Genomic DNA, 14,270 nt, shown 5'->3' with positions numbered 1-14,270 from the left:
CGCCCCTGACCGGGGTCAGAGGATCTGGATCCGCTGGAGGTGCCGGGAGGAGTTGCCGCGGAAGGCGTTGCGACCGTGCAGCAGCGCCTGGTTGTCGACGACCACGATGTCGCCGTCGACCCACTCGTGGTGGTAGCAGACGTCCGGGTGGTGCAGCCGGTCGCGCAGGTCGGCCATGAACGGCTCGGCCTCCTCCGCCGACCTGCCGCCGATGGACACCCACACCGGGTTGCGGTAGCGCTCCGGGTCGAGCGGCTCGCCGTACCGCATGATCGTCTCGCCGGTCTCCGAGTGCGTGGTGAGCAGCGGCGACACGGTCTCGCCGCCGTAGTAGCCGAGCTTCTCCGTGCGGTAGCTGACCTCCGTCGCCGCCCACTCGCGCACCAGCTCCGGCGAGGCGCGCCGGATCACGTCGGTGCTGTCGGAGAACACCGTCTCGCCGCCGCCGCCGGGCACCGGCGCCTCGAGGCACTGGAAGAGGAAGTACCGCGGCGCGGCCCGCGCGAACGCGCCGTCCCAGTGGAACGGCACGTCCGTACGGCTGAACAGGTAGTTCTTCGGGTCCTCCTGGACCACCAGGTCCAGGACGGCGCCGAAGTCCCAGGTCAGCACCTCGCCCCAGGTCTCGCAGTAGGCGACGAGGTCCTCCCTGTCGAGCAGGGGGAAGCCGCGCAGCACGACCACCTTGGACTCGATCGTCCAACGCTCCAGCGTCGCGGGCGCGATGTCCCGCAGGTCGGCGCCGTCGTGCTCCGCCGTCAAGAGCGTGCCGAACGGCGCCAGCGGCGTCCGCTGCACCCGCAGCTCGTCTGCCGTGGTCATGAGGCGATCTCCTCCTGCCGGAAGTGGGGGTTCACGTAGTGGCTCGGCCGGCCGTTGCGCCAGACCAACGAGGCCCGGTCCCGCTCGGCCTGGCTGCGCTTGACCAGCGTCAGGTTGACGCCGTCGTCGAGGACGACGCCGTGCCACGGCGTCAGCCAGCTGTCCCTGGTCCGGATGAGGTGCAGCCCGATCTTCTCGGCGTGCCGGGGCTGCGGGTGGATCGACAGCCGCAGCGAGTCGGGGAACTTCGTGCCGACCAGGTCTCCCCAGGCGCGGCTGCGCCGGATCATCTGGTACGCGAACTCCTTGCAGTGCTCGCGCAGCTTGGTCCGGCTCAGGTCGGGGTGCAGCGGGCCCTGGTCCTCGAGCATGAACCGGTGCATGCCGTTGAACAGCGACCGGGCGCCCAGGTCGGTCAGCACCTCGGCGCGGATGTCCGCCAGCGGCGTGGCGTACCCGGCGAGGAGCCGCCCGCGCATCTCGTCGTAGGACATCGCCCCGAACGCGTCGTCGAGCGAGTACATCGAGACCGAGGACGCGCCGGTCTGGTCGATGATGCGTTGCAGTTCCGTGCGGTACGCGGTCACGTCCTCGTCGGGGATGCCGAGCAGGTCGGAGAAGACGTGGCCGTCGGAGCAGATGAGGATCCGCGCGCCCGCCGGGTGGTAGTGGCTGACCTGCTCGCAGAAGGACTGGAGGAACTCCACGGAGATCCGCTCACCGAGGTCGGGCAGCGACCCGACCACCTTCTCCGGGTTGCGGGACTTCGCGGGGAACGCCGGCAGCACGAAGTGCAGCGGCTCGCCGCTGCGTAGGTACCGGCCCACCCGTTCCTCGTGGGTCGCGAAGCAGTCGTCGCACGGCTGCGCCCCGCACGGGTCGTCGGCGTGCTCGAGACGGCGGAAGCGGAAGACCAGTTCGAGAATCTGCCGGGCGAGCGTGCGCTCCCGGCTACCGACCTGTTCGTCCTCGGCAACGGTCATGTCGTGTCCGATCGCATCGTGGTTTCCTTGTCGCCCGAGGGCGGGCCGACCGGGGCGACGCGCCGGCGCCGCGCGCCGCGTGCGCCCTTCGGCGGGTCGATGTGCACCAGCTCCGTACGCGTGCTGATCTTCAACTTCCGGTAGGCCCGCGTCAGGTGCTGCTCGACGGTGCTGACGGTGATGAACAGCCGGTCGCCGATCTCGCGGTTGGTGTGCCCGCGGGCGGCCAGGTTCACGACTCGGCGCTCGGCGTCGGTCAGCGTGGCGAGCCCGTCCTTCGCGCCGGCCACCCCGGCTTCGAGGGTGTCGTCGGACGGCTTGAGCTTGCGCCGCAGCAGCTCGGCGTGACAGCCCTCGGCGAGCTGGAGGGCGTGCGCGCCCATCATCTTGGCGCGCCCGAACTCGCCGAGGGCGTGCCCGGTCTGGCTCAGGTCCGCGAAGACGTGCGCGAGTTCGTGCCGGTCCCCGCTGGCGTGCAGCAGGTCCATCGCCTCGCGCAGCATCACCTGCCGTTGCTTGGGCGCGTACGCCGCCGCCAACGCCCGCAGCCCCATGCCCTTGGCGCGCGGGGCGTCGCCACCCGGCAGCGCCAGATGTTCGGTGATCAGCTTCCGGGCCTGGTCGGGCCGGCCCATCCGCACGTACAGCCGGGCGAGGTCGACCCGCCACGGCAGCGCGGACGGATCGTCGGCGCCCCAGCCGACGGCGAGCTGGCCGGCGGTCTGGAAGTCGGCGAGCGCGGCGTGCCGCCGGTCCACGGCGTCGTAGTAGACGCCCCGGGCCCGCAGGTACTGCGGCCAGAACATGCTCTGGCGCATCGCGGCCGGCGTCGGCTCCCGCAGGGCCGCCTCGGCCTCGGCGAGCTGCCCGGTCATCGTGCAGGCCAGGACCAGGTGCGCGAGCGGCGAGCCGACGGCGACGCCCCAGGCGGCGGGCGGCATCGTGGCCAGCGCGTCGCGCGCGTGCCGCTCGGCGGCGGCGAGGTCGCCGCGGCACAGGGCGACGGCGGCCCGTACGTCGGTCAGGACGGCCCGCCAGCTCGTGATCCCGTGCGACTCGGCCTCCTCCGCCAGCTTCTCGCACCAGTCGGCGGCACGGTCGAGCTGGTCGGCGCCGATCAGCACCCGCAGCGCGTGCCACACCGACACCAGGAGGGAGTCACCGGGGCGGGCGCGTTGCAGCACCTCCTCGGCGCGGTCGACCGCCACGCCCGGCCCGGGGTCGCCCGGACCGTCGCCGCCGTGCGGGCGGCAGTGCCGCAGCCACTCGCGGGTGGCGAGGTGGTCGGCGCCGAGGTCGGGGTCCGGGTGCGTGGTGAGGTCGCCCACCCCGTCGAGCGCCTCCACCGCCTCGTCGTGCCTGCCCTGCCAGGCGAGCGACCGGGCGAGCAGCAGCGTGTCGGCCTCGTCGAGGAGGCCGGCGCGAGCCGCCACCGCCAGCGACGACAGGTGCCGCGGAACCGCCTCGGGGTCGCTGCGCCAGTGCACCCGGACGAGGGCCGCCTCCACGGCGGCCCGCTCGCGGTCGTCCTCGGTGGATCGCAGCGCCAGTTCCAGGCAGTCCACGGCGTGCCGTGCGGCGCCGCCGGCGACGGCCTCCCCGGCCGCCGCGACCAGCACCGGACCGGCCCAGGATCCGGCCGGCCCGTCGACGCCCACGAGGTGCGCGGCCACCTCGGCGGCGGACGCGCCGTCCTCGTGGAGCAGGAGCGCGGCCCGCGACCGCAGGGCCGACTGCGTCTGCGGCGGGCAGTCGTCGAGCACCGCCGCGCGTACCGCCGGGTGGTGGTAGGAGTGCCCCTCGGTGAGGCCCGCCTCGGCGAGCGCGCCGAGCACCTGCCGGGTCGTCGCCGCGCAGAGGCCCGCCAGCCCGGTGACGAGCCCGGCGGACGCGGACGGGCCGACGACCGCAAGGGCGCGGGCGACGTCGAGCAGCCGGGGGTCGCTGCGGTGCAGGCAGGCGAGCGCGGCCTGGACGAACGACGCGCCCACCGTCGGCGCGACGTCCCCGTCGGCGCCGGTGAGGGCGTCGTCGAGCAGCGCGTGTACGAGCATCGGGTTGCCGCCGCTGACGGCGTGCGCCGACGCGGCGAGCCGCCGGGCGGCCTCCGGCCGGATCCGCTCGGCGAGCAGTCGTCCGACGCCCTCGGGCGACAGCGGGAGCAGCCGCAGGTGACGGCAGTGCGGCTGCCGCGTGAGCTCCGCACGGAACGCCGCCGCCTCGGGCCGCGCGCCCACGCATCCGCTCAGCACGAGCAGCACCCGCGCGAAACGGATGCGCCGTTGCAGGTACAGCAGCGCCTGCAACGACAGGGAGTCCGCGAACTGGACGTCGTCGACGACCACCACCAGGGGCCGGTCGGCGGCCACGTCGAGGAGGACCTGGCAGACGTCCTCCAGCAGTTGCGCGTCACCGTGCCGCAGGGTGGGGGCGTCCGGGTTTCCCGCCGGCCCGGTGTCGCGCCGCAGCAGCGGCAGGTGGCCGGTCGAGGTGGTCTGGGCCCGAAGGCTGTGGAACAGCTGTCCCACCACCCCCAGGGGGATCATGCTCTCCGCGACCGAACAGGCGGCGGTCAGCACCAGCGCGCCCTCGCCGACGGCCACCTCGGTCACGGCGTTCACCAGTCGGGTCTTCCCGCTGGCGACGCCGCCGTCGACCAGCGCGACCCGGCCCTGGCCCGCGGCAGCCGTCGCGTACGTCTCGACGAGGTCGGACAGCAGGTGTTCTCTCTCGATCAGTGCCATGTGGGTCACCTCCGGACACTCCTGAGGCTCGGGTCGACCGGCGACTCACCCCGGTTGTTCGGCGTGGGCGACCGTGGCGGCGCCGCGCGAGGCCGAGCTGAGCGACCGGGTGTGCGCCCTGATGCTGCGCAGCACCGCGGACATGTTGTCGTTGAGATAGAAGTGACCGCCCGGGTGGACGACGAACTCGAACCCCGCGTCGGTGTGTTCCCGCCACGCCTTCGCCTCGTCGACCGTCACCCGCGGGTCGCTGTCGCCGATGTGCGCGACGATCGGGCAGTCCAGGCGTGGCCCGGGCCGGTACTCGTAGGTCTCGGCTGCGGTGTAGTCCGAGCGGATGGCCGGCAGGACCATCCGCAGCACGTCCTCGTCCTCCAGCAGCGCGCTGTCGGTGCCCGCCAGGGCGCGTACCTCCGCGATCAGGCCGGCGTCGTCCCGCAGGTGGGTCCGCTCCTCCTTACGGAGGTGCGGAGCCCGCCTGCCGGAGACGAACAGCGCGGTCGGGCCGACGCCCGCCCGCCGCAGCCGCAGCGCGACCTCGTAGCCGATGGTCGCGCCGAGGCTGTGGCCGAAGACGGTGATCGGCCGGTCGACCAGCGGCAGCAGCACCGTCACCAGTCGGTCCGCGATCTCGTGGACCGAGGTGAGGCCCGGCTCCCGCAACCGGTCCTGCCGACCGGGGTACTGGACGGCGAGCACGTCGACCTCGGGAGCGAGCGTCCTGGCCACCCGGGCGAAGTAGCTCGCCGAGCCGCCGGCGTGCGGCAGGCACAGCAACCTGGTCGCCGCCTCGTCCGCCGGGTGGAACCGTCGCACCCACAGGTCGGTGTCCGTCATCTCGTTCCCCCGCGATTCAGCTCGTGGTCGCCGGTGGCGGTCGCCCCGGTTGCGTCAGCGGCCCCCGTCCACCCGGGCCTCGCTCCAGCTGATGGTGGTCGGCCGGACCGCCGCCAGGTCGCTGGTGGTCCAGCTGTCCACGACGTCGATGCGCAGGTCACCGTCCGCCGGAGCGTCGGCACCGTCGAAGAAGAAGGCATTGAGAATCTCGGTCGCATTGACAGACATGGGAGTCCCCTCTCACACAGCTTGGCCCGGTGGTGCGGAACGCCATCTAAACCTGCTGGACGGGCACGTGTTTCAACAAGGTCTGCGTTCACCGTCTACGCGAAGGTTCGTCACAACGCATTCGTGAATCGCTCATACCCGTCACACGCGGCAGGCCCGGTGACTTTTGTCAATACCCGGCCCGGCCGTCCGGGCGCCGCGAGCACGGTGTCCAGGGTGGACCCCCGGCCCGGGAGGCCCTTGCGTGGCAAGGGTCACGGGCGGTGGGCCGGCCGGCGGAGCGGGCCGGGGGAATTGCTCCCCACCGGCCGTGGGAGCAACCTTCGGCAGCTCACCGGCACCTTTCCCCGTACGGCCGTGCGCCGTTCATCGGACCCGGATGACGGTCTCATGCCCCACCACCACCCGACAATGCCTGACCAGCAACTCCACACTGCCAACCCAATGACACCCACCATGCACCCACACCTCCTGCGGGGTGCCCTAGGGGTGCCTCCCCAATGACCACCGATGGGAAACTCAAAACCCACCCCCACCACCGGACCACCGGAGCACACCCATGCGCTTCTCCGTACTCGGCAGCACCGAAGTCACCAACAACGGCCACCACCTCGAACTCGGCGGAATCCGCCAACGCGCAATCCTCGGCTACCTCCTCCTCAACGCCAACAAAGTCGTCGCCACCAGCCAAATCCTCCACGCCATGTGGGACGGCAACCCACCCCCCACCGCCCGCAAAATGGTCCAGAACGCCGTCTCCGGCATCCGCCGCATGCTCACCCACAACACCGACCCCACCACCAACCCCACCCTCCGCACCCACCCACCCGGCTACCAACTCCGCATCGACACCGAAACCATCGACCTCTACCGCTTCCGCAGACTCGTCCGCGAAGGCCGCCACGCCACCACCACCAACAACCCCACCCGCGCCGCCCAACTCCTCACCGAAGCACTCACCCTCTGGCGCGGACGCGCCCTCGCCGACCTCGTCGAAACCGGCACCTGCTGGTCAGAACTCGCCGCCATCGAAGACGAACGACTCTCCGCACTCGAAGACCGCCTCGACGCCGAACTCGCCTGCGGCCGACACCGCGAAATCACCCCCGAACTCGAAATCCTCACCGCCACCGAACCCATGCGCGAACGCCTCTGCCACCAATTCATGCTCGCCCTCTACCGCAGCGGCCGCCAAGTCGACGCCCTCCGCGTCTACCGACGCACCCGCGAAGCCCTCGTCGACGGCCTCGGCCTCGAACCCGGCCGCAGCCTCCAAGAACTCCAACAACGCATCCTCGAACACGACGCCAAAATCCAAATCCCCGCACTCACCCACTGACCACGGCCGTGACCGCCTGCCGGCACCGCGCCGACGGCCCAGGACACGATCAGGCGCAGTGGCCCCTGACGGTCGGCGAGACCGTCGGGAGCCACTGCGCCTGATGCGGTCCGCACCGCTGCCCGGCCCGCGACGCGCGGGCCGGGCGGCGTGGTGTCCGCCTACCGGTGGTTCAGCAGCACCGGCAGCGACGCCACGTCGTTCGCCATGAACGAGCGCAGCGGCTGGATCTCATCCGGTGCCACGGCCAGCGCGAGGTGCGGGAAGCGGGCGAACAGCGCCGGCACCGCCACGACCGCCTCCAGGCGCGCCAGGCGGGCCCCGGGGCAGAAGTGCGGACCCGCCCCGAACGCGAGGTGGTCCTTGTTCTCCCGGTCGATGTCGAACACGTCCGGGTTCTCGTGGACGGCCGGGTCGCGGCCGTGCGCCAGGTAGCTGATGAGGATGGCGTCGCCCGCCCGGATGACGACCCCCTCGCCGAGGTCGATGTCCTCCTTCGCCCAGCGCATCGGCAGTGCCGCCACCGGGCAGTGCGCCCGCAGCGCCTCCTCGATGGCGTCCGGCCAGCGGGCCGGGTCGGCCAGCAGGGTCGCCAGCTGGTCCGGGTTGGCGAGCAGCTCGCGGACCGTGTGGTCGATCAGCGTCACCGTCGTCTGGCTGCCGCCGCCGATGAGCAGCAGCAGCATGTCGACCAGCTCCTGCTCGCTGAGCGGCTCCTCGCCCTCCACCCGGGCCGCCATCAGGAAGCTCGTCAGGTCGTCGGACGGCTCGCGGCGCTTGAGGTCGATCAGCGTACGCATGGCGACGTTCATGTCGACGTAGACCGCGGCCGACTCCTCCTCCGGCACGTTGTCGGTGTTCAGCACCACGCGCAGGATCCGCAGCACCTCGGGCCGCAGGTCGTCCGGCACCCCGAACAGGTCGCAGATCACCCTGGTCGGCAACTGCTGGGAGTAGATGGTGTGCAGGTCGACCGGCTCGTCCGCCGGGTGCGTCGCCAGGTCGTCGAGCAGCCGCCGGGCGACGAGCTCCACGTGCGGGCGCATCGCGTCGATCCGCTTCGGGGTCAGCGCCGGCGCCACGAGCTGCCGCAGGCGCTGGTGCTCGCGGCCCTCCGCCGTGGACATGGACTCGACGTCCACCCACGGCGACAGCCACTTGATCTCGCCGGGGGTGTAGCTGGGCACGTTCTTCTTGACGTTGCGGGAGACCCCGGGGTGGGTCAGCAGGCGCCGGACCACGTCGCCGCGGGTGATCGACCAGGCCAACATGCCTTCCGGCAGCTCGACGGCCACTGCGGGGCCGGCCGCACGGAACTCGTCGATCTGCGCGTACAGGCACTTGCCGCCGCGACTGTCGATCTGGGTGGTGGGGGCAGCGCTGAAGTCGACCATAGTGCGCCTCCTACGATGATGAGGGAACGCAGAGAAAGGTAACTGTCGATCGGGAACTGTCGGGTAACCGCTTTCTCGCACCCGCCACGAATTCGCCTGGACAAAGGCGCAGATCATTGCGTCGTGCCGGCCTACCAACCTATCGTCCTACCACGACACGTGTCAGGGAGCGGCGATCCCGCCCTACTCACCGAATTCTGCGGCAACCCCATTTGTTAACGCGTGTGCGGAGGCACAAACATGGACAGGATTCGCCGGGTCGGCGTCGTCGGGTGCGGGGTCATGGGCGCCGGGATCGCCGAGACGTGCGCGAGGGCCGGCTTGGACGTGCTCGTCGCGGTGTCGCGGCCGGCTTCCCTCGTACCGGGCCGGGCGCGGCTGACCGCGTCGCTGGACCGCGCGGTGGGCCGGGGCAAGCTCAGCGAGGCGGATCGGGACGCGACGCTGGGTCGGGTGTCCTTCACCGCCGACCTGACGGACTTCGCCGACCGGCAGCTGGTGGTCGAGGCCGCCTCGGAGCAGGAGTCGATCAAGCTCGACGTGTTCGCCACCCTCGACAAGGTCGTCGAGGACGAGGACGCGATCCTCGGCTCGAACACGTCCTCACTGCCCATCGTGAAGCTCGGCGGCGTCACCGCCCGGCCCGAGCAGGTGGTGGGCATCCACTTCTTCAACCCCGCGCCGGTGCTCCCCCTCGTGGAGGTCGTCGGCTCGGTGCGTACGGACCCGCGGACCGTCGAGACCGTCGACGCGTTCGTCACCGAGGTGCTCGGCAAGCAGGTCGTCCGCGCCAAGGACCGCGCGGGCTTCGTGGTGAACGCGCTGCTGATCCCGTACCTGCTCTCCGCCGTGCGGATGGTGGAGTCCGGGATGGCGTCGGTTGCCGACATCGACAAGGCGATGACGCTCGGCTGCGCGCACCCGATGGGTCCGCTGCGCCTCGTCGACCTGATCGGGCTCGACATCGTGGCCGCGATCAGCGAGTCGCTGTACCGGGAGTTCCGGGAGCCGCACTACTCGCCGCCGCCGCTGCTCGCCCGCATGGTGGCCGGCGGCATGCTCGGCAAGAAGTGCGGCCGGGGCTTCTACGAGTACGGGCGATGAGCGCGTACGCCGCCGCAACGTCCCCCGCGGAGGTGGGCTGAACCATGGACCTCGTCGACCGTCTGCACCGCGTCGTCGCCGACGCGAAGTACCTGTCCCTGTCCACCGTCTCCCCCGACCGCCGGCCGTGGACGGCGGTGCTCCAGTACGCGTGGCTGCCCGACCCGCTGCGCTTCCTGTTCGGCTCCGCCACCCAGTCCCGGCACAGCAGGCACGTGGCGGCCCGCCCGACGGTGAGCGGGGCCCTCTTCGTCACCGGCGACGGCGGGCTCACCGAGGTCGACGGCGCCCAGTTCACCGGCACCTGCCGGGAGCTGACCGCCGACGAGGTACGCGCACACCACGCGACGTTCTACGACGCCCTGCTGCCGGACGACGCGAGCAGGGCGGAGTACACCCTGCCCGTGTCGGCGCTGCTGCCGCCGGCGGAGCACCGGATCTACCAGATCTCGGTGGACCGCGTGTGGCTCGTCGACACCAGCACCTGGATCGAGGACCGGATCGACCGCCGGATCGAGGTGGACCTGCCCTGAGCGGGGCGGGTCCACCCCGGTCCCGGGGTCACTCGGCCATCGTCGCCCAGAACACCGCCTCGTAGGCGTGCACCATCCGCGCCGCGCGCAGGGCCTCCACCGGGTCGTCGCCCGCCGCGAGGCCGGTCGACACCACCCCGGCCGCCTGCTCCAGCACCTCGTCCGGCGTCTCGGCGAAGTAGCGGAAGTGCGCGACCGCCTCGTCGGAGAACCCGTAGCGCGCCTGGAGGGCATCGGCCATCCGGGCGTAGAAGCCGCCCGACTCCTCGACGTTGACCAGCAGGGCCAGCGGGATCGCCGACCGCGGCCCGAACACGGCGGTCCGGACGATGAAGGAGGGGTACGCCTGGGCCAGCGGTCGCGGCTCGTGCGCCCGCAGCTCCTTCTCCCCCAGGCCCACCGCAGCGGCGAAGGCCGGCAGCAGGCCCAGCGCCTCCTCCTCGGCGCCCGCCATGGCCAGGAACAGCGGCTCGGGGAAGCGGGCCGCCAGGAACGCGAAGCTGCTCCGGTCGCTGGACACCAGGTGGTACAGCTCGCCGGCCAGGGCGCGCAGCCGGTCGGCCGGCACCTCACCGCGCTCCAGCAGCTCCAGGAACCGGTTGGGCGCCAGCTCCAGCGACCGCCGGCCCTGTGCCACCAGCTCTGCCACGTGCTCGTCCACTAGTCACCTCCGAATCGTGCGGTGCAGGTTCGGGCCGCTCGCCGGTCCCGGTACGGGCTCGGCGATCCACGGCCCCTCGATGGACGCGTCGAGCACGCCCTCTTCCAACCAGGTGTAGCTGCCGCCCAGCACCCGCCGGGCGACCGCGACGTCGTCGCCGTCGGTGTCGTCCCGCAGCCGCCGGCGCAGCTCCGCCACCCGCTGGCGGGACTGGCGGCAGAACGCGTCGGCCAGCTCGACCGCGGTGCCGCCGAGCGTCCTGGCGTACACGCAGGCGGCGGTCATGGCATACAGCTCGGCGGCGATGTCCACGACGCGCCCGAGGAACAGCTGCCGCTCGGCGACCGCCTCGCCCCACCGCTCCCGGCCGTCGGCGAGGTGCCGGGCCAGCTCGGCGCTCGTCGCGTCGGCGAACGACAGGTGCCCGGCCAGGTCGCCGAAGCCGGGCGGCGGCGTGAACGGCGTGGACCCCTCGGCCGGGCCCTCCTCTTCCGCCAGCGCGTCGGTCCCGACGAAGACGCGCAGCGCCTCGCTGGAGCCGTCGAAGATCCGGCCGATGCGCAGGTCCCGGAACAGCTGCTCGACGGGGACGCCGCGCTCACCGCGCGCGGCAGCCGACTCGGCGGTCTCGTACCCGCGGCCGCCCCGGATCTGCATCAGCTCGTCGACGATCCGCCACGCCTGCTCCGACGCGAACAGCTTCGCGAGCTCGGCCTCGGTGTGCGTGTCCAGCAGGCCGGCGTCGGCGTGCCGGCCGGACACCTCGACCATGGCCTCCAGCGCGAAGGCGGTCGCCGCGATGTAGGCGATCTTGCTCGCCACCGCCTCGTGCTCGCCGATCGGCCGGTCCCACTGCACGCGTACGCCGGACCACTCTCGGGCGATCTTCAGGCTCCACTTGGCGGCGGCGGCGCAGACGGCGGGCATCGACAGCCGGCCGGTGTCCTGCGCGGCGAGCGCCACCTGGAGCCCCTGCCCCTCCGGCCCGATCCGGCGGCTCGCGGGCACCACGACCCGGTGCAGCCGGACGACCCCGTTCTCCAGGCCGCGCAGCCCCAGGAAGGAGCTGCGGTGCTCCACCGTGACCCCCGGCGCGTCGGCCTCCACCACGAACGCGGACATGCCTCCCGGGCCGCTCTCCGAGGGCGGGACCAGGGCCATCACCACGATCAGGTGGGCGATGGTGCCGTTGGTCGTCCACAGTTTCACCCCGTCGAGGCGGTAACCGCCGTCGTCGGTGGGGGTGGCGGTGGTCCGCATCCGGAAGGGGTCGTTGCCGATGTCGGGCTCGGTGAGGGCGAAGGCGGAGATCTCGCGTACGCACCTCGGCAGCAGCTCACGCTTCTGCGCGTCGGTGCCGAACAGCCGCAGCGGCTGGATGAGGCCGATCGCCTGGTGCGCGCCGAGCAGCTCACCGAGCGAGGAGTGCGCCGTGCTGACGATCATCAGCGCCCGGTGGTAGCAGACCCCCGACAGGCCGAGCCCGCCGTACTCCCTGGGGAGCTTGATGGCGAACGCGCCGAGGTCGCGCAGGCCGTCGACCACCTCGTCGGGGATCCGGTCCTCGCGCTCGATGAGCCGGCCGTCCACCTTGTCGGTGCAGAACGCGCGCAGCCGCGCGAGGAACGCCTCGGCGTCGGCGTCGAGCCCGGCGTCGGGCAGCGGGTCGAGCAGGTCGACCCGCAGCCTGCCGCGCAGGAGTTCGCTGCCGAAACTCGGTCTGGTCATCGTTGCCTCCCCGTTGCGCGGGTGGGTCTGGATCGGGACACGGGCCGGGCCACGTTCGACTCGCGTGAGCGGGTGCGCCCGTGGCCCGGTCCTCGACGTGGGTCAGCTCGCCGGCACGGCCTTGATCAGCGAGAGCGGGCCCGCGGCGCCGTGGCCGCAGGACTCGACGGTGAAGCCGGTCTCGGCGAGCAGGGACCGGAACTCGCTCTCGGTCCGCTCCCGGCCGCCAGCGGTCACCAGCATGTTGATGTCCGTGTAGAACATCACCGGGTTGTCGGTGTTCGCGGTGTCCGGCAGCACGGATCCGACGATCAGCAGCGTGGCGTCGGCGGGGATGTGGGCACGCACCGTGGCCAGCAGCTTCCGGGCGTTCTCGTCGTCCCAGTCCTGGAAGACGCTCTTGATGATGTACAGGTCGCCGCCCTCGGGGACCGACGAGAAGAAGTCGCCCGCCACGATCTCGCACCGGTCGGCGACACCGGCGGTGGCGAGCACGCCGGCGGCCTCGGCCACGCCCGCGGCGCTGTCGAAGCACACCCCCCGCAGGTGGGCGTGGGTGCCGAGGATCGCGGCGAGCAGCGTCCCGTCGCCGCCGCCGACATCCACGACGGTACGGACGCCGGAGTAGTCGTACCCGTCGGCGACGAGCTGGGCGGACGCCCTCGACTCCTGCCCCATCGCCACGTTGAACAGCGCGGACAGCTCGGGGTTCTCGGCGAGGTGCACGTAGGCGTTCTTGCCGTGCACGTGGTCGAAGGCGCACTCGCCGGTCTCGATGGTGTGCCGCACCTGCTGCCAGGACGCGAACAGCGTGGGGTTGGTGAAGAACCGGGTGAACGCCCACAGCGTGTTCGGCGAGTCGGTGCGCAGCTGCTCGCCCACCTCGGTCAGCCGGAACTCGCCCGGCGCCGGCTCGACCAGCACGCCGATGGCCACGAGGGTCCGCAGCAGCCGGTGCAGCGACGGCGCGTGGGTGCCCGTCGCCTCGGCGAGCTGCGCGCTCGTGACCCGGCCGTCGTGGATGTGGTCGGCGAGCTTCAGCTCGGCGGCGAGCGCGAGCGACTGCGAGGCCATGTAGCCGCCGATGATCTCGATCAGGGCGGCACGGTTGCGGATCTTGGAGGCCAGGGTGGCCGGAACGGTGCTGGTCATGAGGCATGCCTTTCCGCGAGGGGGTGTCGAACCCACACGTTGGGCTCGACGTAGACGGCGTGGTCGTGGTCGACGTTCACCGCGACCGGGGTCAGGGCACCCGGCACGACGACCGGTCCGCTGGTGTCGAAGGGCAACCCGGTCCAGTCGCGCCACTGCGCGAGGCTGCCGGAGATCGTCATGGAGGCCGGGCAGACCTGGAGCACCTGCCCGCCCGCCCGGACGTGCACGCGCAGCCACGGGTCGGCCGGCAGCCCGTCGTCGCGGGTCCGGGCCGCGTACCCCGGCATCGGCTCGTGCGGCTCGGCGTGCTTGCCGCTGGGCCGGACCGGCCCGACGACGTCGCGGTAGCCGTGCCGGCGGGCGTTGTCCTTGACCTCGGCCAGGACGCGCCCCGACATGTTCCGGGCCTGCATGCCGGGCACCACGGCGATCTCCAGCGCGCACAGCGCGGTGAGGTCGCGGCCGGCGGAGGTGTCGAGCATGCTCATCCCCAGCACCGCGTCCCAACCGGTGTCGGGCAGGCTCGCCGGGTCACCATCCCAGGCGAACGGCACGCCGGCCGCGCGGGCCACCACCGTGTCGTCGGATTCGACGACGACGAGCTGGTGCTCCGGGTACCGGTCGAAGGCCCAGCCGATCACCATCGGCTCGGGCGGGATGTACTCGGGCCACGAGGCCTCCATGTGGAGCATCGCGTCCCGCAGGTCCGGTCGCTCGGCGAGCGTCAACACGCGCACGGGGT

13 protein-coding genes are annotated in these 14,270 nt (G+C 72.2%); 3 read left to right on the top strand and 10 right to left on the bottom strand.

Annotated features, from left to right (window positions below):
• Nucleotides 1-15 precede the first annotated feature (15 nt).
• From OG989_RS13450 to OG989_RS13430, 5 genes are read right to left on the bottom strand one after another with little or no spacing between them, the layout of a single operon-like run.
• A complete protein-coding gene (locus OG989_RS13450) occupies nucleotides 16-822 on the bottom strand; it encodes a TauD/TfdA dioxygenase family protein (RefSeq protein WP_151452478.1) in 807 nt (268 codons plus the stop codon).
• The gene (locus OG989_RS13445; protein ID WP_151452477.1) at nucleotides 819-1,805 is read right to left on the bottom strand and encodes an L-tyrosine/L-tryptophan isonitrile synthase family protein; all 987 of its coding nucleotides are present in this window, start codon (nucleotides 1,803-1,805) and stop codon (nucleotides 819-821) included. Before OG989_RS13445 ends, OG989_RS13450 begins: the two co-directional genes overlap by 4 nt.
• Complete coding sequence (locus OG989_RS13440; RefSeq protein ID WP_151452476.1) at nucleotides 1,802-4,549, bottom strand: AAA family ATPase; 2,748 nt, start codon at nucleotides 4,547-4,549, stop codon at nucleotides 1,802-1,804. The genes OG989_RS13445 and OG989_RS13440 overlap by 4 nt, the downstream gene beginning before the upstream one ends.
• 45 nt (nucleotides 4,550-4,594) lie before the next feature.
• A complete protein-coding gene (locus OG989_RS13435) occupies nucleotides 4,595-5,386 on the bottom strand; it encodes a thioesterase II family protein (protein ID WP_151452475.1) in 792 nt (263 codons plus the stop codon).
• A gap of 54 nt (nucleotides 5,387-5,440) precedes the next feature.
• Nucleotides 5,441-5,614, bottom strand: coding sequence for a hypothetical protein (locus OG989_RS13430; RefSeq protein ID WP_192581221.1), 174 nt, complete (start codon nucleotides 5,612-5,614; stop codon nucleotides 5,441-5,443).
• A gap of 559 nt (nucleotides 5,615-6,173) precedes the next feature.
• On the opposite strand from OG989_RS13430, the gene OG989_RS13425 reads away from it, so the two are divergent.
• The gene (locus OG989_RS13425) at nucleotides 6,174-6,953 is read left to right on the top strand and encodes an AfsR/SARP family transcriptional regulator (protein WP_311414996.1); all 780 of its coding nucleotides are present in this window, start codon (nucleotides 6,174-6,176) and stop codon (nucleotides 6,951-6,953) included.
• 161 nt (nucleotides 6,954-7,114) lie between these two features.
• Here the strand turns inward: OG989_RS13425 and OG989_RS13420 are convergent, their stop codons facing one another.
• Nucleotides 7,115-8,347: a cytochrome P450 family protein gene (locus OG989_RS13420; protein ID WP_151453516.1), complete on the bottom strand. Its 1,233-nt coding sequence runs from the start codon at nucleotides 8,345-8,347 to the stop codon at nucleotides 7,115-7,117.
• 240 nt (nucleotides 8,348-8,587) lie between these two features.
• Between OG989_RS13420 and OG989_RS13415 the strand changes: the two genes are divergently transcribed.
• Nucleotides 8,588-9,451 carry a 3-hydroxybutyryl-CoA dehydrogenase gene (locus tag OG989_RS13415; RefSeq protein ID WP_151453515.1) on the top strand — a complete coding sequence of 288 codons (864 nt, stop codon included), beginning with the start codon at nucleotides 8,588-8,590 and terminating at the stop codon, nucleotides 9,449-9,451.
• Between the two features lie 44 nt (nucleotides 9,452-9,495).
• Complete coding sequence (locus OG989_RS13410) at nucleotides 9,496-9,984, top strand: pyridoxamine 5'-phosphate oxidase family protein (protein WP_151453514.1); 489 nt, start codon at nucleotides 9,496-9,498, stop codon at nucleotides 9,982-9,984.
• A 28-nt stretch (nucleotides 9,985-10,012) separates the two neighbouring features.
• Here OG989_RS13410 and OG989_RS13405 read toward each other — a convergent pair whose 3' ends face one another.
• From OG989_RS13405 to OG989_RS13390, 4 genes are all read right to left on the bottom strand, one after another.
• Nucleotides 10,013-10,633, bottom strand: a complete 621-nt coding sequence (locus OG989_RS13405) for a hypothetical protein (protein ID WP_327030684.1) — start codon at nucleotides 10,631-10,633, stop codon at nucleotides 10,013-10,015.
• Between the two features lie 15 nt (nucleotides 10,634-10,648).
• Nucleotides 10,649-12,373 (bottom strand): acyl-CoA dehydrogenase family protein, encoded by a 1,725-nt coding sequence (locus tag OG989_RS13400; protein WP_327030683.1) that lies wholly within the window; start codon nucleotides 12,371-12,373, stop codon nucleotides 10,649-10,651.
• Nucleotides 12,374-12,475: 102 nt separating this feature from the next.
• Nucleotides 12,476-13,525 (bottom strand): methyltransferase, encoded by a 1,050-nt coding sequence (locus OG989_RS13395; RefSeq protein WP_327030682.1) that lies wholly within the window; start codon nucleotides 13,523-13,525, stop codon nucleotides 12,476-12,478.
• The gene (locus tag OG989_RS13390; RefSeq protein WP_327030681.1) at nucleotides 13,522-14,265 is read right to left on the bottom strand and encodes an N-acetyltransferase; all 744 of its coding nucleotides are present in this window, start codon (nucleotides 14,263-14,265) and stop codon (nucleotides 13,522-13,524) included. The genes OG989_RS13395 and OG989_RS13390 overlap by 4 nt, the downstream gene beginning before the upstream one ends.
• Nucleotides 14,266-14,270 lie beyond the last annotated feature (5 nt).

This window comes from Micromonospora sp. NBC_01740 (assembly GCF_035920365.1).
GTDB classification, from domain to species: Bacteria; Actinomycetota; Actinomycetes; order Mycobacteriales; family Micromonosporaceae; genus Micromonospora; species Micromonospora reichwaldensis.
Note: the sequence above shows the minus strand (reverse complement) of the source record. Positions and strands in the feature narration are given on the sequence as shown.